Consider the following 26,069-nt stretch of genomic DNA (forward strand, 5'->3'; position numbering starts at 1 on the left):
CATGGAACGCTTCGCCCTTCTTTACCAGGAATTGGACCGCAGTACGGCAACGTTGGACAAACGCGCCGCCCTGCTGACTTACTTTCGCGATGCACCACCGCGCGACGCTGCATGGGCCCTTTATCTGCTATCGGGTGGAAAGATCACCAGCGCCAAGCGCAAAATCGCCACCACCCCGGAACTGCGCGCATGGATTGCCGAGGCAGCGAACATGCCCGACTGGCTGGTGCAGGAAAGCTACGGCCATGTCGGCGACCTGGCCGAGACCCTGGCCCTGCTGATGCCGGATCCCGATCACGCCATGGAAGATATTCCCTTGGCGGACTGGATCGAACTCCGGCTCCTGCCGGTGGCCAATGGGGCGCCCGAAGACAGGCGGGATGCCATCCTGCAGGCTTGGCGGGGGCTGCCCCTGGACCAGAGACTGGTGTTCAACAAGCTGTTGACCGGTTCCTTGCGTGTCGGCGTCTCCAAGCGATTGGTTCAACAGGCGCTCGCCGAACTTTCAGGAATAGACATTGCGCGCATTGCGCAGCGCATGCTCGGCGCATGGCTGCCTTCGCCCGCCTTCCTGCGGGACTTATTGTCCACGGACATATTGCCCACCGACAGCCAGCAGCCCTATCCCTTCTTCCTGGCGTCACCGCTTGAGGGCGATCCCGGGATGCTCGGCAACATCGGAGACTGGCTGCTCGAATGGAAATGGGATGGCATCCGCCTGCAAGTGATCAAGCGCCGGGGTGGCGTCGCGCTCTGGTCGCGGGGCGAGGAACGCCTCGACGGGCGCTTCCCCGAAATCGAGGCCGCTGCAGCGAGGCTTCCCCAGGACTGTGTGCTGGATGGCGAGTTGCTGGCATGGCGCGCGGATGACGGTGCCCCGTTGCCCTTCTCCGCCTTGCAAACCCGCATCCAGCGGCTCAAGCCGGGACCAAAAATCCTGAAAGAAACGCCCGTACAAGTTCTGGCTTACGACCTGCTCGAATGCAACGGGAAAGACCTGCGATCGCTTCCACAGCTCGAACGCCGCCGCGCACTCGAATCACTGCTCGCGCAAAGCCCGCCGGATTCGCCCCTGCGCGTCTCGCCCCGAATCGATGCCGGCGACTGGGATGAGGCCGGCCTGCTGCGCGCCGGCGTGCGGGAACGCGGCGTGGAAGGCTTGATGCTCAAGCGCCTGACGGCAAGCTACCAGGCCGGGCGACGCCGCGGCGACTGGTGGAAATGGAAAATCGATCCGCTCACCATAGACGCCGTCCTGCTGTATGCGCAGCCAGGACACGGACGACGCAGTACGCTATATACCGACTATACGTTCGGACTGTGGACAGGGGAAACCTTGACACCCATCGCCAAGGCTTATTCCGGCCTCAGCGACAAAGAGATACTTGAACTGGACAAGTGGATCCGGGCAAATACCATAGACCGCTACGGGCCCGTCCGGTCTGTCGAACCGCAACACGTTTTCGAGCTGGCGTTCGAAGCGGTCAATCTATCCAAGCGGCACAAGTCCGGTATTGCCGTCCGCTTTCCCCGCATACTGCGCTGGCGACTGGACAAGCCGGTTGCTGAAGCGGACCGGCTGGAAACATTGCAAGCACTGGCAAAGTAGGACTTGGTGCGCTGTTTGGCGTTCTTTGTGCGGATCAGGTCCGTTTCGGCGTGTCGAGCCCCTTGATGACCGCTGGGCGGGCCACGAATGCATCCAGCACACGCCCGACATTCTTAAAGTCCGAAATCCCCACCAGCTCGCCTGCCTCGTAAAAGCCTATCAGGTTGCGTACCCACGGGAAGGTGGCAATATCGGCGATCGTGTACTCGTCGCCCATGATCCAGCCGCGGTCCTCGAGTCGCTGGTCGAGCACGCCTAGCAGACGCCTGGCTTCGGCCACATAGCGGTCGCGGGGACGCTTGTCTTCGTAGTCTTTGCCGGCAAACTTGTTGAAGAACCCCAACTGGCCAAACATTGGTCCTATACCGCCCATCTGGAACATCAGCCACTGAATGGTCTGATAGCGGCCGGGCGCATCCTGCGGCATGAATTTTCCAGTCTTCTCGGCCAGATAGATAAGGATGGCGCCCGATTCGAACAGCCCCAGGGGCTTGCCATCCGGGCCATCTGGATCCAGGATGGCCGGAATCTTGTTGTTGGGACTGAGCGAAAGAAATTCCGGCGAGTTCTGTTCCTTGTCATCGAAGCGAACCAGATGCGGCTCGTAAGGCAGCCCTGTTTCTTCAAGCATGATGGCTGCCTTGACGCCATTGGGCGTCGGCACTGAATAGAGCTGTATGCGGTCGGGATGCTGCGCGGGCCATTTCTTCGTGATCGGAAAAAGGGAAAGATCGGTCACTGGATATCCTTAAGCGAGGAACGGAGCCTCCAGAATACCCACAAAACCCCGGGACCGAAAGCGCCACTGGACTATGCCATCGGATCAGGCCAGTTCCCAGGCGGCCGCTGCAAGCCCAAATAACAATAGTGTCGCGGAAGCAATAAACCACTGTACCGTTTGCTGATACTCGTGCTCTTCATCGTCGGCAAGCCGCAACGCCCTGTATAGCGCGATAATCTGCAACACGACCGCGGCGGTCAACATAACGCCGGGGATGACCGATTTGCTCGTCCATTCGCCCGGCGCTTCCGTACCCCAGAAACGGAGGAAGGCGAGCGAGAATCCCAGCAAGACGGTGATGGCGGTGATTATCCCCTGCCGGTACCCCTGGGGCAACGGCTTTCGGGCTGTTTCGATTTCAGACATCAAGACTCCCTGATGCAAGGCCGCGCTGTCGACTGGAGGCAACATATTCCTTTCCGCCAATTGTGCCCCTGTCGGACGACGCCGCACAAGCCTTTTACGTCATGACACGCTGCCAAAGTTATTCAATACGTAAACGCTCAGGCGGGGAACCACGGTCCCACGCCGCCACAGGGTAAGATCTGTGCCTTGGAGCCTAAGCTATGACGAGTAAAACCAGTCCTGCCCGATTCGTTCCGCATGGATTCGTTCCCACCGTGGAACAACAAAAGATTCAACTGTCGCAGCATCGTGTCACCTTGATCGAGGCCAACGCAGGCGCGGCGAAAACAACGACCCTGGCGCTTCGGGTCGGTGAAGCGATCGCGCGCGGCGTGAAGCCGGAACAAATCCTCGCCCTGGTGTTTACGCCTGAAGCCCGTGAAGTGATGGAAAAGCGGCTCGTCGAAATAGGCATACCCTACTCCACCTCCGCCCAGATTCATGTGCGCACTTTTGAACAGTTCGCGACTGAAGTACTGAAGGCCATAGAAGGAGCCAGCGCAACGCCATTGACAACCGCCAATGCCTTGAAGCCCCATGCGCTCGCGGCGATCGAGCAGGTCAGTGAAGGTTATGCGGGGATAGCGGAGTTCCTGGACATCAACACCCATAACATTGCCATCAGCCAGTTTCTCGATGGCCAGTTGCGCCTTAAAGCCACGATGGCCCTTGAGCGTTGGGATGACGACACGTCGCTGCAGGAAAAAGCGGAACGCTTGTCCATCCCGCTAACGGATTATCTCTGGACGCTGGAATACGAGCGCATCCGCCAGGGAAATTTCGAAGAAGTCCTTTTCCGGGGGCCGTTTGACGCGACCTACGACCTCGCGTGTCAATTGCACGACTTCCCCGACAGCAAGAATGCACTGCCCCACTATCGCCTTGTGGTCGGTGATGAACTGCATGACTTGAATGAAGCGTCTTTTCGTATCCTGGAAGCATTGCTGGCGATCGATGAACTGTATTTTGTGGGCGCCGGGGACAAGGATCAAGTCATCTATTCCAGCCATGGCGCGGACGAGAGCTACCTGAACCATCGGTTCACCGACCTCTATCCCGGCTCGGTACGCTATCCCTTGACCATGACCTATCGCCACGGCCCGCATCTGGCGTATGCCATGGAAGCGTTCAAGCAGAAGCCGGTCGACTCCAGCCTGCCAGTCAGCACGGTGATCGACCAGCGCCACTACCACGATCGCGATCACGATGATTGCGCAGCACAGGCCGTGGCCGCCATCAAAAAGTGGAAATCAGAGAAGTTGCCTCTGGAGGCATGTGCGATCCTGCTGCGGGACCGACACCAGTCCGTTGCGATTGAAAATGCCCTGATGCACGCTGGCATCGCCTACAGGACACAAGGTATGCAGGGCTACCTTCAGCGTGAAGAGATTCTTTTCCTTCGTGGAATGATGGCCATCGCCTTGAAGAATCTTTCCGCCGTACAGTCGGAAGGGGTCAGGAAGGCAATCGTGGAGTCGCTGGCCATTTTCGGCGAAATAGGCTTTAACGCCCACGATATGAATTTCGCCAGGAATGCGATTGCCCAGGACCCGGACATCCTCAATTCATTCTTCAGCGGCCAGCTCCAGCGCAGCCGGTCGGACAAGGCACGAGCCCGTATCTCGGATGCGGTGTCCTACATGGAGACGCTGCTTGCCGACGCGCCCGCCGGCGCCGTGCTGCAGGAGGTCTGCGATCGCATCGACCTCGAGGCGGTGGCCAGGCGCATCTACGTAAATCCTCATGATGCGGCGGTCGTTGCCAAATCCGTCCAGGGTTTTATTGAGGTTGCCCGGAAGTCGGCCATGAACCTGCGGGAATTTTCCGAATGGATAGGCGCGGCCGATGCCTTCGCTTCGAGCCGCAAAAGCAAAGGCTTCGTCCTGCTCGAGTGTGCCGTCAATGCCAAGGGCAAGGAATTCGATCACGTGATCCTTCCTTTCCTGGAAACGGGTGAGTTCCCAAGCTTGCTGCGCGACATTAAGGAGGAAGAGAACCTCTTTTATGTCGTCGCTACACGCGCGAAAGCGCGCCTGACCCTGATATCGCCCCAGGATGAAGCCAGGCGCAGCCCATTCATCGGCAGGATGGAATTGGCATCGACGCGCTCGCGGGCGCATGCTGCGGTACAAAGCAACCTGGCACAAGCCACTGTAGTTCCCTCCCGGCTCGACTTGAGCGTGTCCTACGCGGACAAGGACCTCGTCAAGGCCCTGGGCGCCCAATGGGATGCCACGCGCAAAGTCTGGTATGTAAAAGCGGGCCTGGATACAAAGCCATTCGAGCAGTGGTTCCGGGAAAAGTAAGCCGTCTCTGCGACAATCGAACCCTGCCACCAACGTCGACCATCAAGCTCCATGCTAAATACCCTCTGGCTCGCCTTTTTCGTCATCGCCGCCCTCTCAGGGCTATATCAATGGATAGCCCTGGACGACGCCGAGGTCTTTTCACGCATCGTACTCAGCCTGTTCGATATGGCGGAGCTCTCGGTGCAATTGATGATTCTTCTGTTTGGCACCCTCGCTCTATGGCTGGGCTTCCTACGCATCGCCGAAGCGGCAGGACTTATCGAAATGTTGGGACGCCTGCTCGGGCCGCTTTTCCGCCGGCTCATGCCTGGCGTCCCGGCGGGGCATCCAGCGCTGGGCCTGATCACCCTGAACTTTGCCGCCAATGGGCTCGGACTGGATAATGCCGCGACGCCCATCGGCCTGCGCGCCATGCGCGAGCTCCAGACACTGAACCCCGATCCGAAATCGGCCACCAATGCGCAGATCCTGTTCCTGGTGCTGAATTCCTCGTCACTGACCCTGCTGCCCGTCACGATCTTCATGTACCGGGCCCAGCAAGGGGCGCCTGACCCAACCATGGTATTCCTGCCGATATTGCTGGCTACGACGGCGTCATCGCTGGTGGGCCTCCTTGCCGTGGCCTTCATGCAAAGGCTCAAACTCTACGACCCTGTCGTCCTGGCGTGGGGAGCGGCGCTGGCCCTTGCCATCGGCAGCCTGATGGCATTGCTGGCCAGCTTGAGCAGTGCGGCGCTCAGCGCCACCTCGTCACTCATGGGCAATCTCACCCTGTTTGGCATCATCATGATCTTCTTGCTGGTGGGGGCACGCAAGAAAGTCCCGGTGTACGAGTGCTTTGTCGAAGGCGCAAAGGAAGGTTTCGAAATCTCGAAAAACCTGCTGCCTTACCTTGTCGCGATGTTGTGCGCGATTGGCGTGCTGCGGGCGTCCGGCGCTCTTGACGCCCTGCTCGACAGCATCCGGTGGCTCGTGCAGCTTGCCGGAATGGACGGCCGCTTTGTCGACGCACTGCCCACGGCCATCGTCAAGCCCTTTTCGGGCAGCGCGGCGCGCGGCATGCTCATCGAGACCATGCAGCATTTTGGCGTCGACAGCTTTCCGGCGCTGTTGGCGGCCACCGTCCAGGGAAGCACGGAGACCACTTTCTATGTACTGGCGGTCTATTTTGGCGCGGTAGGCATCCAGCGAGCCCGCCACGCCGTAGGATGCGCGCTTGTTGCCGACCTGGCCGGCGTACTGGCATCGATAGGCGTTTGCTACTGGTTTTTCGGATGATCCCGATCAGGCCTTGAGGGCGCCTGCAGCCAGCAGGCTGTCGGACAATGCAATGAACTGTTCGACTGAAAGCTCCTCAGCCCGGGACGTAGGCAAAATACCCAACCCTTCCCAATCGATTAATTCAGACCAGTCATTCAATGAGCGACGCAACATCTTGCGACGCTGCGTGAACGCCCGCACGACCAGCTTTTCGAATGCGTTCTGGCTCTGGGGCCTGAGACGCGATTCCGGCAATGGCGCCATCCGTACGACTGCCGACACCACACGCGGCGGTGGATCGAAAGCCTCCGGCGGCACGTCGAACAGCTTGCTCATGCTGTAGCGCGACTGCAGCATGACGGACAAGCGCCCGTAATCGCCGGACCCGGGCGCAGCGACCATGCGGTCGATGACTTCGCGCTGCAGCATGAAATGCTGGTCCACGACATGGTCGGCATACCCGATAAGGTGGAACAACAAGGGACTTGAAATGTTGTACGGCAGGTTGCCGACGATACGCAGTCGCGTTCCCAGCATACCGAAGTCAACCTGCAAGGCATCACCTTCCACCACGGTAAGCCTTTCTTCCGGGTACTGACGACGCAAGCGCGCAGCCAGGTCGCGATCGATCTCCACCGCGGTCAAGTGATCCAGCGACTGCAATAACGGTTTGGTCAGGGCGGATAGCCCTGGACCAATTTCAATGACCGTGTCACCGCGTTGCGGGGCAATTCCGCGCACTATCGAATCTATGATCCCTTCGTCGACCAGGAAGTTCTGGCCAAACCGCTTACGTGCTTGATGAGCCATAAATGATTAACGACGGTTCCGGTTCGATTGAGGGTCAAGGCGATTGTCGATAAAGGCCTGACTACGCAGCTGGCTGAGCCAGTCTTCGAAGGCCGGTTCGATCCGGCGCTGGAACAGGACCTGGCGAGCCTGCATGCGCTTGAATTCGTTTTCCATGTTCTTTGTGCGGCGTTCCAGCACCTGGATAAGATGCCAGCCAAACTGGGATTTCACCGGCTCGCTGATCTGGCCGGGTTCGAGCGCATTCATGGCCTGCTCGAATGCAGGTACCGTTTCGCCTGGCGTCAACCAACCCAGGTCGCCGCCTTGCGGAGCCGTCACATCTTCGGATGAGCGTTTGGCAAGGTCTTCGAACTTCTCGCCATTGACGATACGCTGACGCAATTGTTTCAAGCGTGTCTCCGCCTTTTCGTCCGACATGACCTGGGAGCTTTTGATCAGGATGTGGCGGGCATGCGTCTGCGTGACCATCATCGGTCCCTGGGCCTGCTGTTGTGCCTGCGGAGCCACAGGAGCGGGACCGGGAGCCGGCGCACGTGGCGCCGTGGCGCCGCCTTGTGATGCCTGCCCTCGAGTAAGGACCTTCAGGATATGGAACCCATTGCCGCTTTGGATGATGGCACTGGTTTCACCCGCCTTCAAATTCTCGGTAGCCTGCAGGAACAGATCGGGCCAGCCTTCAGCGGGCCGTACGCCAAGCTCACCGCCGCTGAGTGCCTCGGGGCCATCGGACGACGAGGCCGCAATGCCCGCAAAATCAGCACCGCCGCGAACACGAGCCAGGATGCTTTCGGCTTTCTTGCGAAGTTCCTGTACCTGTGACGACGAAGCGCCTTCAGGAACGGCTACCAGTATTTGGGCCAAGCCGAGGACTCGCGGCCCGCTCTGCTGTACCGGTGCGGCCTGCTGAGGCTGTTGCGCCCGTGGATCTTGGGCGGCAGACGGCAATTGGTTGCCCTGCGTCTTCAAAAATGCGTCGATTTCAGCATCGGAGATGACGATAGTGCTGTCCACCGCGCGCTGGCGCAAGAGATCCATGCGCACCTCTTTGCGCAAGTTGTCCATGTAGGCGTCCCAGGAGACACCGGATTTCTCGATTTCCTGGCGCAGCTGCGCCACACTGATCTTGTTGCGGCCGGCAACCGTCTGGACGGCCTGCTGGACCTGTGCGTCGGAAACCTTGATTCCCAGCCGATCAGCCTCCTGGCGCTCGACCTCTTCGGTAATCATGCGCTGAAGCACCTGCTTCTGCAGAATGGAAAAATCGGGCACTGGTATCTTCTGGCGCTGCAGTTGCTGTTGCGCCGCTCGCGCTTCGGCATTGACTTGCTGCAGCGTGATCACTTGTTGATTCACGACGGCGGCAATGCTGTCGACGAACTGTTGCGACTGTTGCGCGGGGGCGGGTTCGGTTTTATTGCCCCCCGGTTTGGCAGCTACAGCAATGCCCGACGATGTTACGCCCAGGATTGGAATCAAAATGGACGCTAGCCGGCGCTTAGCATGCACACTACGCATTATTCATACCTCTCGAAGGTGGTTTTTTCGGGTATTGGTGGGGTGATGGTTCTATAGCCGGCGATCCGTTCACTTAGCAGGCGCATGGGATCCGTGCCCAGGGAACCGAGGCCCGAGAGTTCCAGCTGGAAGAAAAGCGCGGTGTTGACGTCTTCCCTTGAAACCGCATAACGCTGCATGACCACGCGACCTACCCAACAGCAATCGCCCTTGTATTCAAGTCCAAAGATCGACTGGGTGTTGCGCTTTTCCTGCAAGGAATAGTCGTAACGCCCCAACGCGTACACTTTACTGGTTATCGGCCATTGGCCAGTAACGCTGACCTGTTCTTTACTGCTGTCCATGTATCCTGGAAGATTGCGGACCTCGGGCTCGGCGACTTGCGCCGGATCACGCTGATATCGATATGAAGCGGCGAGCATCGCGAGGCGTTTGGGCTCCCATCGGAAGCCCGCCGTCATGCGGTTGCGATCATTGGAGTCCGGGTTGTATTGTGCGTCGAATCGCACGTCCAGCGTGTCGGTCAATGCCGCGTTGACGCCAACGAGATAATCGGATTTGTTGTTGGTGCGTTTCTTGTCGCCAGGATTCAAGGTAACCAGCTGATCCTCGAAATAAACACGTTGCGCCGCCGACAGCGACAAACGCTCGAATCCCGACTCTTCATCGAGCCAGCGCGTGGTGAGGCCCAGCGTCAGCTGGTTCGCGTTTGCGATCCGGTCCCAGCCGCCACTGAATATATTTTCGTCGAAAGCCTGCGCGAAGTTGAAATCAGCGTAATAGGTATCGAACACAGGGATCTGGGATTGGTCGCGATACGGCACGCGCAAATAGTACAAGCGTGGTTCAAGCGTTTGTATGGAGTCATTGCCGAACAGTGTGGTCTCGCGCTCGAAGGTCATGCCGGAATCGATCGACATGATGGGAAGCACCCGGGATTGCGTGTCCGGCCTGCCCGCATACTGCGGCAGTTGGCCGGCGTACCAGTCGGTACTGTATTGGCTAAGATGCATCCCGACCTTGGGTGTTACGTACCAGCCGGCGCGCACGACGGGGTAGGACACCGTCGTATACGAAGAAAAGCGGGTTCCGTTCGGTGCGATGCGTTGGTCTTTGAAGTTGCTGTATCGCTCAATGTCGCCCTTATAGAAAGGCATCATGAACCGGGTTGCATAGTTTTCAGACTGAACGTCGAAGCCGCCCCAGTTATACCGTGCGCCCCGCACGTAGAGTTCGGGCAGCTTGTTGTACTGCGGCGCGAGGTAACTGGCGGTGCGATCCTGAAGCGTCTGGTAGGTATAGGCGTATAACGACGCGTTGAAATACTTGTACCCACTCCAGTTCAATCCGGCGCTACTGGGCAAATAAGTATTGGAGGCTTCGTTAAGGCCCAGCGATGAGAAGTCCCGGAAATAATCATCGTCCGACACGCGGCGTATGTCGAACGACGCGCTCAATCCGCCACCCAGATTGTGACCATGCTGCCAGGAGTAGTACCAGCGATTTCGATCGGCTTCCTGGTCATTGGCCAGGTAGGTGCCGGCCAGCTGGCCGCTGTACCTGCTTCCCAAATAACGGAATTCGCCGCCCAATTGCAAACCGCGCTTGGCCATATACCGCGGAGTGATCGTTGCATCGTAGTTCGGTGCAATATTGAAGTAATACGGAAGCGAAAACTCCGGCCCGCCGCTGGTGGATGTTCCGTAAGTCGGGACCAGGAAGCCCGATTTGCGCTCCTTGCGTATGGGGAAGGTGAGGAACGGCGAATAAAGGATGGGCACGCCTTTGAAGTAAAGCACGCCATTGCGCGCCGTACCTTCGTTCTCGTCAAAAAGCAGATCGACCCGCGAGGACTTGATAAACCAGGACGGATCCGGACACGGGCAACCCGAATACGTGACCGTATCAAGCCGCATATGGTTGCGGCTAAGGATATCGGCTTTTACTGCTTTACCCGCGCCTCCGGTGGCGCCCAGCCAGAAATTGGGATCGTTGACTTCACCGGTTTCGCTATTGATGTTGTAGTTGATCTCCGGGCCTTCCACAATGCTCGCGTCCCGCATGACGAGACCGTTGCCGCGCACCCGGACCTGGCCGGTAGACCGCTGGTAGTCGATGGAATCGCCCTTTACGACCGAGTCGATACGGCGAACTTCGGCATTGCCCGTAAGCGTTACCAGGCCGTCCTCATCGGACTCCATCTTGTCGCCGATAAGAAACGATGTAATTTCGTTGTCGTCGATATTCCCATGGACTTGCAGGCTCGGAGCCACGCGCAACTCCTGCAGGGGTGACATGTCGACATCCGACCCAGGCTGCTGTGCCTGCGTCGTCGATACGCCGCCCATAGCTAGAAAAATTGCCCACCAAACCAAACGCACGCGTATTTCGTCCTCGAGAAAAACTGACTATATTTTGGCACAGCTGCCGACCCGTATTGATTGGCGACCCGGTATTATAGAGAAGCTGGCGCGTACGTGGTTCACAATACAGCCTGGCGACGCACATTCAACCGCTTACCATGGAAAACCTGATCTTGAACTCCAGTGCTGAATCCCGATTGCCCATACTGAAAAACTGGCTCGCCCGCATCGCCGGCGACCATCGACTGGACCTTGCCAGCCTGGAACCGGCCTCCAGCGACGCCAGCTTTCGGCGCTACTACCGACTCAACACCGCCACCGGCACGGCCATCGTCATGGATGCACCTCCGCAACAGGAAGACTGCCGACCCTTCATCCATGTAACAGGCCTGCTCGCACAGGCAGGCCTTAATGTACCAGCGGTACTGGCCCAGGACCTGCAGCAGGGCTTTCTGCTGCTGACCGACCTGGGCGAGCAAACCTATTATCAGGCAATCAAGTCAGGCCTGGACGATACCCGCTTGCAACAGCTGTATCGCGATGCAATCGCCGCGCTGGTGCGCATGCAACATGCCAGTACGCAAGGCCTGCCGCACTACGATGCCCAACGCCTCTCACAGGAACTCGCTGTCTTTCCAGAATGGTATGCGCAACGCCATTGCCAGGTCCAGCTTGACGAAGCCGAGCAATCCGTACTGAATACCGCCTTTGCCGCCCTGATTCACGATAACACCAGTCAGCCCGGTGTCCTGGTGCACCGCGATTTCCACTCACCGAACCTGATGGTGGGGCTAGCGGCCCACAACCCTGGCATCATCGATTATCAGGATGCACTTGTCGGCGCGCTGACCTATGACATTGCTTCGCTGGTCATGGATGCGCGCACCACCTGGGAAGAGCCGCAGCAATTGGACTGGGCGATACGGTACTGGGAAGCCGCACGCGCCGCCGGCTTACCCGTACCAGCCGATTTTGCCGACTTCCATCGCGCCTACGAATGGATGGGACTCCAACGAAACCTGCGCATCCTCGGTGTGTTTGCTCGCCTCGCCTATCGAGACGACAAGCCTCATTACCTCGATCACATACCCCGCGTAAATGCCTACGTGCGCCAGGTCGCCGGGCGCTACAGCGTCTTTCGCCCGCTTATCCGGCTGCTCGACAAACTCGACGGCCGGCAAGTGACAACCGGGTATACGTTCTGATGCGGGCCATGATCCTGGCGGCCGGCCGGGGAGAACGGATGCGCCCACTGACCGATCACGTGCCCAAGCCGTTGCTCCAGGTTGCAGGCAAGCCGCTCATTGTGTGGCACATCGAAAGGCTGGTGACAGCCGGCATCACCGAAATCGTGGTGAACCTGTGCTGGCTGGGCGAGCAAATAGAACAAACGCTGGGCGATGGCGCCCGATACGGTGCACGCATCAGCTACTCGCCTGAACCCCAAGCCCTGGAGACGGCCGGCGGCATTGCCCAGGCCCTGCCCCATTTCGAAGGGCAGCCGTTTCTTGTCGTAAACGGCGATGTCTGGTGCGACTGGAACCCGGCCGACGCCGCGCAGCGTGTGGCCAGCCTGGCCACCGATACATTGGCATGGCTGATGCTGGTCGATAACCCGGCCCAGCATCCTGAAGGCGATTTCCAATTGCAAGACTCCGGCCTGGTCAGCGACGCGGGCACACAGGACGGCGCCGTCACGCTAACCTTCTCGGGTATCGGCATCTACCGCCCCGCGCTGTTTCACGAGATTGCCGAGCACCAGCCGGCACCATTGGCACCGCTGCTCAGAAAGGCGATGGCCGCCGGCAAAGTGATAGGCAGTCATTACCAGGGGCAGTGGACAGACGTCGGAACGCCACAGCGCCTGATGCAGTTGGACACAGCCATGCGCTAGCGGTTGGTGGCGCTGCACGCTACACTGTTTCAATTCAGAAAAAACGAATGTATCTGGAACTATCAATACGAAAGCAACATCGACAATTGCCGGCAGGCAATGCACGATGCACTATGCTTGAAGGTTTTTCGGCAATGGACCGTGTTGTTTTCCATTGTCCTGCAATACAGGAATAACTCCCCATGTTCGGATCGTCCAAACGCCGTGTCTTTCAACCTACGGCCTACGGCAACACCCGCCGCTCGCGCCGCATACCCCGATGGGTCGTGCTGATGCTGTCTGGCATTGTGCTGGGAGCGGGCGGCCTGCTGTTTCTTCAGAAAAGCTACGGCCCAACCCGGCTCACCGTCGAACAGTCCGAACAACTGCACTACGACCTGAACAGCAGCAACATGGACAAGCAGCGCCTGCAATCGCAATTCAACCAACAGGCGCACGACCTCAAGCAAAAGACGACAACCGTTGCAGATCAGGCGACACAGTTGAAGCAGGCCCAGGAACAAGTCACCAAGCTGACGGCCGAAGTTCAATTATTTGCCGACGCCATGCCGCCAGATCCGCGAGGCACGTCGCCCGGCATCCGCGCAGCGTCTTTCCGCAGCGAAGACGGGCAGCTCCACTACCAGATACTCGTCATGCAGGACAAAGGCAAGACCCAGGCTTTTACTGGCGAAGTGGAACTGGTGGTTGCGGGACGCTACGCCAACCGCAAATCGGGCAACATCGACCTGCCGCCGTTCCCTATCGAATTGGAACAGTACAGCCATGTAGGCGGCGCGGCCGCCTTGCCTGAAGGCTTCACGCCGCGCCAGGTGACTATAAAAATCACCGAGCAAGGTTCAAAAAAATTGAGTGCCACACGCACGATACGTGTCGCATCCTGAACGCTAATCCAATACTTGGCTACGGCGTAAGGCAACGAGCCTTACGCCACGTGCTGCAGGAATTCCTTCAGCCGCTGGCTGGGTGGATTGCTTAGCAGTTCAGCGGGCGGGCCATCTTCGGCTATTTTTCCGCCGTCGATGAAAATAAGGCGGCTGCCGACTTTACGGGCAAACTCCATTTCGTGGGTGACCACGATCATGGTCATGCCCTCTTCCGCGACATCCTGCATGACCTTCAGCACTTCATGGCGCAGTTCTGGATCGAGTGCGGACGTGGGTTCGTCGAACAGCATCAGCTGAGGCCGGATAGCGAGCGCACGGGCAATGGCCACCCGCTGTTGCTGGCCGCCGGAGAGCTCGCCCGGATAGTGGTTGACCTTCTCTTCCAGCCCGACCTTGCCAAGCAGGGCGATGGCCTCTTCCTTGGCTTGCCGGCGTGCGCTACCCCGGGTATGGACCGGACCAAACATGACGTTTTCCAGCGCTGTAAGCTGGGGGAAAAGATTGAACTGCTGGAACACCATTCCGGCTTCACGGCGCAGTTCGCGAACCTGGGCGCCACTGCCCCGCACACTGAGCCCATTGACGGTGATATCGCCTTCTTCAATCGTTTCCAGCACATTGATGCAACGCAACAGGGTCGACTTCCCTGAACCGGACGGGCCAACCACCACCACGACTTCGCCCTTTTCAATGGTCAGGTCAATGCCGTTGAGTACCGTGGTCGGTCCGAAGCGCTTGACGACATTTTTGAACTCGACGATGCTCATACGATTTGTGTCCTGTGTTCGACAAACTTGAGGGTCAGGGCGATGAAGCCGGTCAGAATCAGATAGATAACCGCCACCGCACCCCATATTTCAACCGACCGGAAGTTGCTGGCAATAATCTCCTGCCCCTGCCGTGTCAGCTCGGCGACGCCGATAACGATGAAAAGCGACGAATCCTTCAGGCTGATGATGCACTGATTCCCCATGGCCGGAATCATGCGCCGCAAGGCAACCGGCCCGACGATGTAGGCCAGTATCTTGTAGAAAGGCAGCCCCATGGCCTGGCCGGCTTCCTTGAGCCCCTTCGGCACTGACAGCAAAGCGCCACGCACGATTTCTGCAATATATGCGCCGGAATTGATCACCAACGTAAAAATAGCGGCCAGCAGTGCATCGATGCGCCAGCCGGAAATCAGCGGCAATGCAAAATAAATGAACATGACTTGCACGACGATGGGCGTGCCGCGTATCAATAGAATATATACCTGGGCAAGAAACGACAGCGCGACCGGTATGTATTTTGCGAACCGCCAGAGCACGGCCAGCACGATCACCGTTTGCATGAGCAGCCAGACCCAGTCCGGTACGCCCCCAAGGAAAGTGGTGCCTACCCAGGACGCCAGCCTGATCATGGCGGCGATCAATGCCAGGCTGACTATCGCGATGAATGTGGTTTTCCAGGTAACCAGCACCTTGACGTAGGTGGTCACGACACCCGAGAGGAATCCAATGATGGTCCCGCCGATCAGGCCCAGCAATGTGATCTGTATCGTCATTTTTGCGCCTTCGAGAAGGCTGGGTAATGCGTCCCAGATGGCCGACCATTCAAAAGTCACGTTGTTTGCCCCGAAAACTGCAGGCCCGGCATAGCGAGCTTCGCATCGTCAAATAAAAACGGCGATCAAGGGGTAGCGCTCTACGCCCGATCGCCGTCGATTGTCAGCCTGTACTTAGTTGACTTGGGCTGCTTTTTCGCCAAACCATTTTGTGTACAGGGCATCGTAGGTGCCGTTGTCCTGGATGGCCTTGAGCGCCTTGTTCACGACTGGAACAAGTTCGCTGTCCTTGGGGAAACCTATACCGTAGAAATCGCCGCTTTTCAGCGAACCGACCACCTTGACCTTGCCCTGGCCGCCGGTCTTTGCGAAATACTGCAGATTGGGCGTATCGTGCACCACGGCGTCGACCCGGCCCGTGGCAAGCTCAAGGAACGCATTGTCAATATTGGGGAACAGCTTGAGCTTTGCGTTCGGTACGTTGGCCTTCAGGTAGTCCACGGTGGCGGTGCCGATTTTTACCGCCACATTCTTGCCTTCGAGGTCTTTGGCCGACTTGATGCCGGTATTATCGTTACTGACTAGAATAGCCAGGCCGCTTTCATAATACGGATCGGAAAAATCAATGACCTTCTTGCGATCGTCCCGTATGGTGATACCGGCCAGCGCCGCATCGATGTTGCGTGTTTGCAGGCCTGGAATAATGCCGTTGAAGTCCATGGGCCGTAGCGAATATTTCAGCCCTGCTTCCTTGGCGATGGCATCCCACAGTTCAATGTCAAAACCGGTGTACTTGCCGTCCTGCTTGAATTCAAAAGGCACGAATGCAGTGTCGGTGGCAACGAGTAGCTCTTTGTCCTGAGCGGCATGAGTAACAGGCAGCACCAGGGCAATTGCCAAGCCGGCCAGCGCGACCTTGATTTTGTTCACGAACATATGCGACTCCTTGAGTGGGGCGATATCGTCAAAAATGGTATGGTAACCGAAAGCGCCTAAGGAAGGCACCGTGTCATCAGAAGGCGGGAACAATGGCTCCTTGGTATTTTTCCTGTATGAATTTCCGGGTTTGCGGGCTTTGCAAAGCATCCACCAGTTTCTTGATGGCCGGCGAATCTTTCTTGGCTTCGGTGGTTGCCAGCAAATTGGCGTAAGGCGAGTCGGCGCCCTCGATGAACAAGGCATCCTTGACGGGATTCAATCCGGCTTCCAGCGCATAGTTGGTATTGATCAAAGCCATGTCGACATCCGGCAAGATACGCGGCAGCGTGGCGGCTTCGAGTTCACGGAATTTCAGTTTTTTCGGATTCTCGGCAATATCGCGCGATGTCGCCAGAATATTGGACGGATCCTTCAGCGTGATCAGCCCCTGCTTTTGCAACAACAGCAGGGCCCGAGCCCCATTGGAAGGGTCGTTGGGCAAGGCAATCAGCGCACCATCCTTCAGCTCCTTGATGTCCTTGATTTTTTGGGAATACGCCCCAAACGGCTCCACATGGACCAGGCCCACGGAGACCAGGCCGGTCTTGTGTTCTTTATTGAACGAATCAAGATAAGGCTTGTGCTGGAAGAAGTTGACATCGATGTGACCCTCTGCAACCTGCTGGTTCGGCTGGACATAGTCAGTGAATACTTTGATGTCCAGCTCCACACCTTCCTTGGCCAGGACCGGCTTGACCAGTTCGAGCAACTCGGCATGAGGTACAGGGGTAGCCGCTATGCTGAGGGACTCAGCCTGCGCCGCCGCGCCGGCAAATAGCGTGGCAATGGAAAAAGCCAGGGTTGGCACGATTTTTCTAATAGACATGTTTTTCTCTCCAGAAAGTTATCTGCGGTTCAGTCTCGCGACCAGGCGATCGCCAAACACTTGTAGAAGCTGAACCATTACAACAAGAATGGCGACAGTCACCACCATGACGTCGGTCTGGTAACGTTGGTATCCAAAACGCAAGGCCAGGTCGCCCAGGCCTCCGCCGCCAATGACACCCGACATGGCCGAATAGCCAACCAGCGCAATGGCAGTGACGATCATTGCGGCCACGATGCCGGTAGTGGCTTCGGGAATGAGGGCCAGCAGAACCGTCTGGCGCGAATTGGCCCCCATCGCCCTGCATGCTTCGGACACTCCGGGATCCAGTTCGCGCAATACATTTTCCACCAGCCGGGCAAAAAACGGAGCGGCACTGGCCACCAGAGGCGGCACAGCCCCCTCCACGCCCAGCGATGTACCTGCCAGGACGCGGGTGAACGGGATCATGACGATCAGCAGAATAAGGAAGGGAACCGAGCGCAATACGTTCACGACGAACGAAAGTACCTGATAGACAGGCCCATTTTGAAGCATCTGGTGCTTGCTGGTCAGGAACAGGATGACGCCCAGCGGCAGGCCGATAATGACGGTGAAAATCAGTGAGAAGCCGGTCATCAACAAGGTGTCGATAGTCGCCTCACCTATCAAGGCCCAGTCGATATTCGTAAACATCATGGCCGCAGCACCTCGCACTCAATGCCGGCATTCGTCAGTACGCCCGCAAGTTTTTCCTGTGACGCCGCGTCTCCCTGTACCGCAATGACGAGTTGCCCATAGGGCGTGTCTTTGATGCGGCCCACCGACCCCTGCAGGATGCTCAGGTCCAGGCCAAGCTTGCGGCTGACATGACTGAGTATGGGCTTGACGGTGGAATCGCCCCGGAAGCTCAAGCGCAGCAATTGTCCTTCTATACCCTGCGCCATCTCGCGCCAGCCCTCGGCATCGACGCCGCTTTCCGACAGCAATGACTGCGTCACCGCGTGACTGGGGTGCAGGAAGACATCGAGCACAGTACCGCTTTCCACAATGACGCCGGCATCAATGACGGCGACGCGATCGCAGACATTGCGGATGACGTCCATGCCGTGCGTTATCAGTACTATGGTCAATCCCAGGCGCTTGTTGATGTCAAGCAGCAGCCGCAGAATCGACTGCGTCGTTTCTGGATCCAATGCCGATGTTGCCTCATCGCAGAGCAGCAGTTCCGGACGATTGGCCAGCGCGCGCGCTATGCCCACGCGCTGCTGCTGGCCTCCTGACAACTGCCGGGGGTATTTGCTGGCGTGATCCATCAGCCCTACCAGCGTCAGGACCTCGTGTGCACGTTCTATCTGTTGCCTGCGCGTCAGCCCCGCCAGCCGCAGCGGAAAACACACGTTATCGAGAACGGTACGCGAACGCAGCAAGTTGAAATGCTGGAAGACCATCCCGACCCCATGCCGGAACTCTCTGAGCTGCGGTTCACTCAGCGCTGTAATGTCCTGGCCGTTCACCGTCACACTGCCTTGCGTGGGCCTCTCGAGCAGATTTAACATACGGATCAGCGTGCTTTTTCCCGCACCCGAACGCCCGATAATGCCGAAGATCTCGCCTTTACGAATGTGCAGGTCGACCCCTGCCAATGCGTGCGAGACACGACCCGGCGAAGCATAGGTTTTATGGATGTTTTCCAGGAAGATCAAGATACAGGCTTATAAAGAGAATAAGGCTTCCGACCATAGCATCACAATTTAGCATAAGCAGATCCGATACTTAAGGCAATCCTAATGGTTTACACGGATGTAGAATGCATGAAAACTTAAGTACAAGGTCAGCTCCGGCCGTGTACGGCCAAAAAAAAACCAGCCCGAAAGGACTGGTTTCTTTTAAAAAAGATCGGTGGTGGGTCGTGCGCGACTCGAACGCGCGACCATCGGATTAAAAGTCCGGTGCTCTACCAACTGAGCTAACGACCCGACCGAAGAACGAGATTATGACGCCATTTAAAAAGCCTGTCAAATCACTACTGCAAGAACACCTGGAACAAGCATGGCCCATCCAGCAAGACCTATACGCCTGAATATACTGTCCGACCTTCATCTTGGCAGCGCGGGCCTGCCTCTGCCCCATACCGAGTCCGACATTGTCATTCTCGCAGGCGATATTGCGCGTCCAAAAGAAGCGCTGCAATGGGCGCGCGGTTTCAGCAAGCCCGTACTGTACGTAGCCGGTAACCACGAGTTCTACGGCGGCAGCCTGGATGCCACGGTGGACGACCTCAAGGCGCATGCCCGGGGAACCGATATACATATCCTGCACAACACAGAAATTGTGCTGAAAGGCATACGTTTCCTGGGTTCTACCTTGTGGACCAACTTCAATTTGTACGGCACACAGGCTCGCGAACAGGCGATCACGGAGTCGCTGGCATTCATACGGGATTTCACGCGCATCAAGGCCAGCGCTTCGTCAGAAAAAACCTTTTCGCCAACCGAAATGGAAGCGCTTTTCAACACCAACCTGGCATGGCTGGACAAAAAGCTCGGCGAGCCCTACGAAGGCCCCACCGTGGTCATTACGCACCACTCGCCCTCGCCCAAAAGCATCCACCCCCGGTTCGACGGCTCGCTGATCAATAACTGTTTTGTATCCAACAGCGAACATCTACTGGGCGCAGACCGGGCTGCGCTATGGATACACGGACATACCCACGACAGCTTCGACTACCATGTCAATGGCACCCGGGTCGTCTGCAACCCACGGGGCTATGCCAGGGACGGCGTCAATGAAAACGTCGCTTTCAACCCTGAACTGGTCATAGAGGTGTCCGTGGCACAGCCTTAACGTACCAGGCAGGCCGCGGAGTTATTCTCTTTTTTCAGATACGCGATCAAATCGGCGCGCTCTTGCTTATCGGGAATGCCGGCATATCCCATGGAGGTGCCCGGCACCACGTGCATTGGATCCGCCAGGAACAAATTCAACGTGTCGTCGTCCCAGATGATTTTCGATTCCTTCATGGCTTGCGAGTAAGCGTATCCCGGTATGCTGCCGGCTTGCCGGCCAAACAGGCCGCAGTGCCTGGGGCCGGTACGGTCATAAGCCAGTGCATGACACGCAAGACAGCGTGAATACACGGCTTCGCCGTTTACCACATTGCCGGGCGCCACATTCCGGGACCAGGCGTCGGACGATCCGGCCACGCCATACACACACAAGCTTGCCCCCAGGACCGCCAGCCACTGTATCTGGGTCATGATACGAACGCGGAAGGCACGGGGTCCTCCCCAAGCGCGTTGCGCAATATCGCCCAATGCATGGCTTCGTCGCCCAGTATGCTGGCTGCCGCGCGGGCAAGGTCGCGATTGTCGAAAACAGGCACGGCGCCCAGATAAGCACTTACCGCTCCTTTTTCAAGCATGGCGGCAAAGCGCAATACGTCGGCCTGCGATTTCAGCGTGTCGACTGGAAATATATACTTTTCCTTGGCGGATACGGGCTTACCGCCCAGCTTCCGTATGGTCTGCGACAAGAGGTCGGCATGCTCTTTATGCTGTCCTTGAAACGTCACAGCCAGATCCAGTACCGGCTTTTGCAATAAGCCGCTTTCCGCTCCCAGCTGATATGCGGCAATGGCTTCCAGCTCGGCACCCAGTGCCGTGTTCAAGATTCGCACGTCGGACGCCAGGGGCGCATTGCCCTTGGCCAGTGCTTCCTGCCCGGCCATCAACGCGACGGCAGCACCAGACAACAGCAAACCGGATTGACCCAGAAATGCCCGGCGTGCATTGCCGGTTGCGGGATCGTTGACGAAACTGAGAAATGACATGGTACTTCTCCTTGGGGGACAGCACATTGAGAAATCATTGTCTGACTATCGTGCTTCGCGTAGCCGGGATATCACCGATGCCACCATCCGGTCACAACGCACTCCGGCAAACGCAAAAGCGGTATCGACCACGTTGACGCCCATATCGGCATCCAAAGACTTGCGCATCAGCTTGCGGGCGCGGAAATAACGGGTGCGCACCGTGGCAGGCGGGATCCCCAGGCACGTCGCGGTTTCCTCTACCGTCAGGTCTTCGACCGCCCGCAATATGAATACCGCGCGGAACAGGTCGGGCAACTGGTCGATACGGGCCTCAAGCAACTGCCGGGTCTGGGCGCGTACAAGAGCCGGCTCCGGCTGATCCGATGAAAATTCGTCTACTGTCATAGTTGCCGTGACATCGCCACGCTCAGCATCGTTATTGAATTCCAGCCACGTGGCGAGCCGATTTATCTTGCGCAAACGCCGGTTGGATTCGTTGACCACAATACGCACCAGCCAGGTGGACAAGACTGAGTCCCCTCGAAAGCTGGCGATGGCCCGATAGGCTTTGTAGAACGCCTCCTGCACCGCCTCTTCTGCATCGGCATCGTTGCGCAGGATGCTGCGCGCCACCCGGTAAAGACGCTGGTTATAGCGGCGCATCAGAACTTGCAGCGCGTCAAGGTCTTCCATCACGAGGCGCTGCGCCAACTGTGTGTCGCTACACAAGCCAGCGGCAGGCTTGATAAGAGCAAGAGGCATGATCATCAGCCAGAAAGTGAGTCAGTTACCGCATTAGATACCGCCCAGGCAGCTGACGTTCCCGCAATTGAAAAAAGGGAGGCATCGCCTCCCTTCCTCTTTCCGTCACCTGGCACCGCTGTCCGTCAACGAGCCCGTGAAATTCTCACTTCCGCACCGCGGCGTTTCACTTCCAGCCCTTCGGCCGGCAAGATGCGCAATCCTTCCAGGCCCTTGATGTAGCTGGAGCCCTGCATTTGCATGACGCGTATCTTATTGCGCATGACAACGGGACTGTGCTCGGGCATGCCGAACATCCAGACTTCATCCAGGATGCGTGCCGAGTTGAAATCACCCGTATGCTGCGCGGCAGGCCCCAGGCACAGCATATGGCCTTCACGACCGAATACGGGCAAGGTGTCGAGCCCGGCCTCTACCGTCCAGGTGGTTCCGCCCTCGTAACGCCAGCCGGTGTTAAGGTCCCACCAGGCGTCGCCCTTGGGCAAATACACCTGGATCTGCGTTCCAGGCTTGACGGCAGGCGCCACGAGCAATGCCGGTCCGAGCAGGTACTGGGTATCCCATACCTGGGCCACCGGGTCCCCGGGGAACGCCAGGGCCATCGAGCGCTGCACAGGCAGGCCCGTACGTACCGAATCCTCGACGATGCCCAGCACGTAGGGAATAAGCCGATAGCGCCACTGCAGCCAATGCTGGACCAGTTCACGCGTTGCAGCGTCGAATGCCGTGGGCAGGAGCGCCGGTATACCCTGGAATGTGAAGTTGCCGGAAAAGACGCTCATGGCCAGCCAGCGCAGGTAAAGCTCGGGCGTCATACCGGCGACCGGCTGCTGGGACGAACCCAGGTTATGAGTCTGCACCGGAACACCGCTGTCCGCCAGCGACAAGGCGGTGCGCAGGGTGTGCTCCAGCCCCGACCAGTCGTTGGCGACCTGGGGTCCGGTTTGCCAGGCGAAGCGCTGGACGGCGGGAAACAGGTCGGCGCTGCAGACGACGCCTTCCTGCGGAGTTTTATGGCCTGCCACGGCGGCAAACAAGGCCTGCCGGGCCAACAAGGGATATATGGTGCGCAGGATGGCACCCGACTCGCCTCCGCGTGCCGTGATCCCGTCGGGGATATCGATCTGCACATTGCAGACAGGAGACGCCGAACCTTCGTCCAGCGATTGCCGCTGGCGCTCGGACCAAAGTTTATAGACGTCCTTGTTCGTCAAGTCCAGCAAGCCGAACTCTTGTCCGCCCGTAAAATCGTTGCCCGGAAAGATCTGCGCGTTGCCGTCTTCGTCGTTGATCAGCAGCCAGCCGCGGTCTTCCCATTCACTGAACAAATGCGTGTCGCGAAGGACGCCCGGGAATGAAGGCGCCGCAATCTGAATATTCAGCTCCTGTGCACGAGCGAAAAGGTCGCGCGCGTCCGGTACGCGGTCGGGCGCCCATTCGAACGCTGGCTTGTCCGGCTGAAATCCATATACCGCCGGCGGTGCAAGGCGCAATACATCGAGGCCCCACTGGTTATCCCGGAATTCCTGCACAACGCGGAGCGTTTCATCGATGGGCTGGCCGGGGGCCTGGTCCAGCCATACACCCATGGGTCGCAGGCCGGGCTGTCCGGAACGGCCTGTGAGGGCCGTATACTGGTTAATGATTTCCGCAGGCTCGCCGGCAAATATGAAGAGGTCGAAAATGGGGTCGTGCACCTGCGCCGAGTAGAGGTCGGCATCGGCACGGCCCAGGTCATGCTCGACACGCTGCAGCGTATTCACATAAAGCCCCCACCCCTTGGGGCTCCATACCAGCGGCAGTGCCCTGGCGACCGGGTCGTCTGAAACCAGGAAGCCGCCACGGCGGTCCTGCTCTCCGGTGGACTCGCCCAGCCCATGCAAGGCATCGTCGCCATCCAGCTCGAAACCAAAGTTCCAGATCACAGAGTCGTCGGCGCGATCGCAAGACAGCACGGCGTCCTGCCGTGCACGCAAAATGCACTCATCACCGCGGTACAAGGAGAGCTGGAAAGGCGAGCGCAAGACTTCCAGCACTATATCGCCCTGTTCAAGGCGCCAGCCCAGGCCGGCCGATTCGGCGATCGAACTGACCGCGAGCTCGCCCACAGGTTCCTGCCGGGCAAGCAGCATTTCGGCATGCGCACGAGTTCGCGCGCTGGGCTTCTCACTTTGAAGCGACTCCGCCGCCGCACAACGCAACCGGTAGACACCGGGCGCGTGGGCTTCAATGTGAAGCTGCAGCTCGCTGTCCTGGAAGGCGAAGTCGGCTCGCGTCGATTTCGCGGAAAGAAAGTTCAGAGTAGTAAGTTGCGTCACGTGAGCAAGGTCAGACTTGGGCGGCACAGCGCAATCCTTGGGGCATACGCCCAAAAAGCATTTAAAAGCCACTATTTTGACGGATTTACGCTATAAAATAAAATGGCGTGGCTTTACGCGCCTTTCAAAACCGTAAAAAACAGATCATCTTGGGGAAATGCTACGTAGCAACTCCCGTTCCAGCGGCAAAGGTTCCTGGTTCAGCGTAGCGCCTATTATGTCACCGGCCAGCGACGCCCAGCTCAGTCCCCTGGACCCATAGGCACAAGCAAGCCACAATCCCGGCGCTTCGTCAATATGGCCGATTACCGGCAAACGGTCGGCCACTGCCGCCCGCCACCCGGCCCAGCCATCGCCGGACTGCGATGAACGAGCAAGTCGGGAAGGTATCACATTTAACAAGCCAGCCACTTTTTTATTGATCTCAGCGTGCCCTTCAGGGGTGACTTCGCAGGTTTCGGCGTCGAGCAAATACGTACTGCCGCCGACAAAACTCGCATGCTGCGCAGGCAAACAGTACCCATCACCGGCCAGGACCACCCGTGGCGATTCGACATGGGTTTCGGAATAAACACTAACCTGCCCCGCTAGCCGGTACATCGCTTCAAATTTTGGGCGCGGTGCAATCCCCGGCACAACGGACAGCAGATCAACCGCCCGGGCGGCGTTTGCCACTACCACCTGGCCCGCGGACGCCAATGCGTTTCCCCGGGAATCCATGGCCACCCATCCGATGGCATTATCGCGTCTCAATGAGCTTGCTTCGCCCACCATACAGCGTATACGGGAATGAGACAACAGAGCTTCAATCAAGGCCTGCGGCTGGGCACGCTGGCCGTCGGCAAACCACAGCCCTCCACTATCCACCCGCGTCCCTGCGCGTTCAGAGGCCTCGGCGCCATCCATCCACCGGACCCAATCGCCTGGAAAGCGCAAGCGCTCCAGCGACTCCCGCCGTATCGCGGCGTTCGCACTGTCCGGCACCAGCTCGATGGTACCGCAACGCAGTGGCCGAGCTTCGCCGCCCAGGCCCTGCCATCGGTGCAAGGCACGGGCCACGCCGGCACGGCTCAATCGGGCCCGGATGTCATCGTCGCGGCTGATGACCGGCGTTATGGCGGCGGCAATATGCCCTTGGTGGCTGGCGCCCAGGCCTTGCGCGAAAACCGGATCCATGACGGTTACATCGTGACCGCGAGTGGCCAGGGCATAAGCCACGCCGGCCCCTGCCAGGCCTCCTCCTATGACCAGCACGTCGTCCTGTGGCGGACACGGACTGCACTGCCGCCCCATGCCGGGACGAAGCGTCGCAACAGTGATCTCCCGCTTCCCGCCATGTCCCGGCACTTTCGACACCAGGAAGCCGGCGTCTCGGAGCCCTCGCCGTACCTCACCGGTGCAGCACCAGGTGGCAACGGTGGCGCCGGCATTGGCCATGCGCACCAGTTGCCCGAACAAGGCCCGCGTCCACATATCGGGGTTGACCTTGGGAGCAAAGCCATCCAGGAAAAAGGCATCGACACAGGCGCTGGCCTGGCGTGCAAGCCGGGCAACCGTCCCAAAGGCCAGGGTAAGCGTCAGCTTGCCGCCCTCAAATTCCAGCTGGTGCAGTCCGGGCAACAACGGCGGCCATGCGTCGATGAGCTGTGACGCCAATGCGCGTTCAGGCTCCGGCACGGAGTTCATCAGTACAGACCGGAGATCTTCGCGCGTGAAGGGATGCGCTTCGAAAGCGATGACGTGCAGCCGTTTGCTGCGGCACGGATCGCCGCGCCAGGCCTGCCACAGGGCGAGAAAGTTATTGCCCAGCCCGAATCCCGTCTCGCAGACGGTGAACGTTTCTTTAGCCCGCCATCTTTCGGGAAGGCGATTGCCGTGAAGAAAGACCCTTGCAGCCTGTTCGAGAGCTCCCCATTGAGGATGATAGACATCGCCAAACACCGCACTGAGGGGTACACCCTGTTCGTTGAATGCAATTCTTGCCGGAATCAGCGCTTCGTAGTTATCGGACAT

At 58.5% G+C, this 26,069-nt stretch carries 23 protein-coding genes and 1 tRNA gene; 7 read left to right on the top strand and 17 right to left on the bottom strand.

Going from position 1 to position 26,069, the window contains the following annotated elements; genetic code table 11:
- The first annotated feature begins 1 nt into the window (after window position 1).
- Window positions 2-1,609 carry an ATP-dependent DNA ligase gene (locus CR159_RS16505; RefSeq protein ID WP_102075072.1) on the top strand — a complete coding sequence of 536 codons (1,608 nt, stop codon included), beginning with the start codon at window positions 2-4 and terminating at the stop codon, window positions 1,607-1,609.
- A gap of 34 nt (window positions 1,610-1,643) precedes the next feature.
- Here CR159_RS16505 and CR159_RS16510 read toward each other — a convergent pair whose 3' ends face one another.
- Window positions 1,644-2,348 carry a glutathione S-transferase N-terminal domain-containing protein gene (locus CR159_RS16510; protein ID WP_102075073.1) on the bottom strand — a complete coding sequence of 235 codons (705 nt, stop codon included), beginning with the start codon at window positions 2,346-2,348 and terminating at the stop codon, window positions 1,644-1,646.
- An 84-nt stretch (window positions 2,349-2,432) separates the two neighbouring features.
- A complete protein-coding gene (locus CR159_RS16515) occupies window positions 2,433-2,756 on the bottom strand; it encodes a hypothetical protein (protein WP_102075115.1) in 324 nt (107 codons plus the stop codon).
- Window positions 2,757-2,956: 200 nt separating this feature from the next.
- On the opposite strand from CR159_RS16515, the gene CR159_RS16520 reads away from it, so the two are divergent.
- Entirely contained in the window at window positions 2,957-5,101 is a 2,145-nt protein-coding gene (locus tag CR159_RS16520; RefSeq protein ID WP_102075074.1) for an ATP-dependent helicase, read from the top strand.
- Between the two features lie 51 nt (window positions 5,102-5,152).
- Window positions 5,153-6,382: a nucleoside recognition domain-containing protein gene (locus CR159_RS16525; protein WP_102075075.1), complete on the top strand. Its 1,230-nt coding sequence runs from the start codon at window positions 5,153-5,155 to the stop codon at window positions 6,380-6,382.
- Between the two features lie 6 nt (window positions 6,383-6,388).
- Here the strand turns inward: CR159_RS16525 and rsmA are convergent, their stop codons facing one another.
- From rsmA to CR159_RS16540, 3 genes are read right to left on the bottom strand one after another with little or no spacing between them, the layout of a single operon-like run.
- Window positions 6,389-7,174: a 16S rRNA (adenine(1518)-N(6)/adenine(1519)-N(6))-dimethyltransferase RsmA gene (gene rsmA, locus CR159_RS16530; protein WP_102075076.1), complete on the bottom strand. Its 786-nt coding sequence runs from the start codon at window positions 7,172-7,174 to the stop codon at window positions 6,389-6,391.
- A gap of 6 nt (window positions 7,175-7,180) precedes the next feature.
- On the bottom strand, window positions 7,181-8,695 hold the full coding sequence (locus CR159_RS16535; protein ID WP_199173343.1) for a peptidylprolyl isomerase: 1,515 nt from the start codon (window positions 8,693-8,695) through the stop codon (window positions 7,181-7,183).
- Entirely contained in the window at window positions 8,692-11,073 is a 2,382-nt protein-coding gene (locus CR159_RS16540) for an LPS-assembly protein LptD (RefSeq protein WP_439650559.1), read from the bottom strand. Before CR159_RS16540 ends, CR159_RS16535 begins: the two co-directional genes overlap by 4 nt.
- Before the next feature lie 155 nt (window positions 11,074-11,228).
- On the opposite strand from CR159_RS16540, the gene CR159_RS16545 reads away from it, so the two are divergent.
- The 3 genes from CR159_RS16545 (at window position 11,229) to CR159_RS16555 (ending at window position 13,833) form a co-directional block, all read left to right on the top strand.
- Window positions 11,229-12,260, top strand: coding sequence for an aminoglycoside phosphotransferase family protein (locus CR159_RS16545; RefSeq protein ID WP_500796518.1), 1,032 nt, complete (start codon window positions 11,229-11,231; stop codon window positions 12,258-12,260).
- Window positions 12,260-12,949, top strand: coding sequence for an N-acetylmuramate alpha-1-phosphate uridylyltransferase MurU (murU, locus tag CR159_RS16550; protein WP_102075080.1), 690 nt, complete (start codon window positions 12,260-12,262; stop codon window positions 12,947-12,949). The genes CR159_RS16545 and murU overlap by 1 nt, the downstream gene beginning before the upstream one ends.
- 182 nt (window positions 12,950-13,131) lie before the next feature.
- Window positions 13,132-13,833, top strand: coding sequence for a DUF6776 family protein (locus CR159_RS16555; RefSeq protein ID WP_102075081.1), 702 nt, complete (start codon window positions 13,132-13,134; stop codon window positions 13,831-13,833).
- A 41-nt stretch (window positions 13,834-13,874) separates the two neighbouring features.
- Here the strand turns inward: CR159_RS16555 and glnQ are convergent, their stop codons facing one another.
- From glnQ to CR159_RS16590, 7 genes are all read right to left on the bottom strand, one after another.
- Entirely contained in the window at window positions 13,875-14,603 is a 729-nt protein-coding gene (glnQ, locus tag CR159_RS16560) for a glutamine ABC transporter ATP-binding protein GlnQ (protein WP_102075082.1), read from the bottom strand.
- Window positions 14,600-15,439 carry an ABC transporter permease subunit gene (locus CR159_RS16565; protein ID WP_233208364.1) on the bottom strand — a complete coding sequence of 280 codons (840 nt, stop codon included), beginning with the start codon at window positions 15,437-15,439 and terminating at the stop codon, window positions 14,600-14,602. The genes glnQ and CR159_RS16565 overlap by 4 nt, the downstream gene beginning before the upstream one ends.
- A gap of 114 nt (window positions 15,440-15,553) precedes the next feature.
- Window positions 15,554-16,315: a glutamine ABC transporter substrate-binding protein GlnH gene (glnH, locus tag CR159_RS16570; RefSeq protein WP_102075117.1), complete on the bottom strand. Its 762-nt coding sequence runs from the start codon at window positions 16,313-16,315 to the stop codon at window positions 15,554-15,556.
- A 76-nt stretch (window positions 16,316-16,391) separates the two neighbouring features.
- A complete protein-coding gene (locus CR159_RS16575; RefSeq protein WP_102075083.1) occupies window positions 16,392-17,183 on the bottom strand; it encodes a MetQ/NlpA family ABC transporter substrate-binding protein in 792 nt (263 codons plus the stop codon).
- Between the two features lie 18 nt (window positions 17,184-17,201).
- Complete coding sequence (locus tag CR159_RS16580) at window positions 17,202-17,861, bottom strand: methionine ABC transporter permease (RefSeq protein WP_102075084.1); 660 nt, start codon at window positions 17,859-17,861, stop codon at window positions 17,202-17,204.
- Window positions 17,858-18,868 (bottom strand): methionine ABC transporter ATP-binding protein, encoded by a 1,011-nt coding sequence (locus CR159_RS16585; protein ID WP_102075085.1) that lies wholly within the window; start codon window positions 18,866-18,868, stop codon window positions 17,858-17,860. The genes CR159_RS16580 and CR159_RS16585 overlap by 4 nt, the downstream gene beginning before the upstream one ends.
- A 197-nt stretch (window positions 18,869-19,065) precedes the next feature.
- A tRNA-Lys gene (locus CR159_RS16590) sits at window positions 19,066-19,141 on the bottom strand.
- Window positions 19,142-19,214: 73 nt separating this feature from the next.
- On the opposite strand from CR159_RS16590, the gene CR159_RS16595 reads away from it, so the two are divergent.
- The gene (locus CR159_RS16595) at window positions 19,215-20,009 is read left to right on the top strand and encodes a metallophosphoesterase (RefSeq protein ID WP_233208365.1); all 795 of its coding nucleotides are present in this window, start codon (window positions 19,215-19,217) and stop codon (window positions 20,007-20,009) included.
- Here CR159_RS16595 and CR159_RS16600 read toward each other — a convergent pair.
- The 5 genes from CR159_RS16600 to mnmC form a co-directional block, all read right to left on the bottom strand.
- Window positions 20,006-20,422: a c-type cytochrome gene (locus CR159_RS16600; protein ID WP_102075086.1), complete on the bottom strand. Its 417-nt coding sequence runs from the start codon at window positions 20,420-20,422 to the stop codon at window positions 20,006-20,008. The genes CR159_RS16595 and CR159_RS16600 overlap by 4 nt on opposite strands.
- Window positions 20,419-20,994 carry a ferritin-like domain-containing protein gene (locus tag CR159_RS16605; RefSeq protein ID WP_102075087.1) on the bottom strand — a complete coding sequence of 192 codons (576 nt, stop codon included), beginning with the start codon at window positions 20,992-20,994 and terminating at the stop codon, window positions 20,419-20,421. Before CR159_RS16605 ends, CR159_RS16600 begins: the two co-directional genes overlap by 4 nt.
- A gap of 45 nt (window positions 20,995-21,039) precedes the next feature.
- The gene (locus CR159_RS16610; protein WP_102075119.1) at window positions 21,040-21,738 is read right to left on the bottom strand and encodes an RNA polymerase sigma factor; all 699 of its coding nucleotides are present in this window, start codon (window positions 21,736-21,738) and stop codon (window positions 21,040-21,042) included.
- A 125-nt stretch (window positions 21,739-21,863) separates the two neighbouring features.
- Window positions 21,864-24,083 (bottom strand): glycoside hydrolase family 31 protein, encoded by a 2,220-nt coding sequence (locus CR159_RS16615; protein ID WP_102075088.1) that lies wholly within the window; start codon window positions 24,081-24,083, stop codon window positions 21,864-21,866.
- A 117-nt stretch (window positions 24,084-24,200) separates the two neighbouring features.
- Window positions 24,201-26,069, bottom strand: a complete 1,869-nt coding sequence (gene mnmC / locus CR159_RS16620; protein ID WP_102075089.1) for a bifunctional tRNA (5-methylaminomethyl-2-thiouridine)(34)-methyltransferase MnmC2/FAD-dependent 5-carboxymethylaminomethyl-2-thiouridine(34) oxidoreductase MnmC1 — start codon at window positions 26,067-26,069, stop codon at window positions 24,201-24,203.

Source organism: Pollutimonas subterranea (genome assembly GCF_002849655.1).
GTDB classification, from domain to species: domain Bacteria; phylum Pseudomonadota; class Gammaproteobacteria; order Burkholderiales; family Burkholderiaceae_B; genus Pollutimonas; species Pollutimonas subterranea.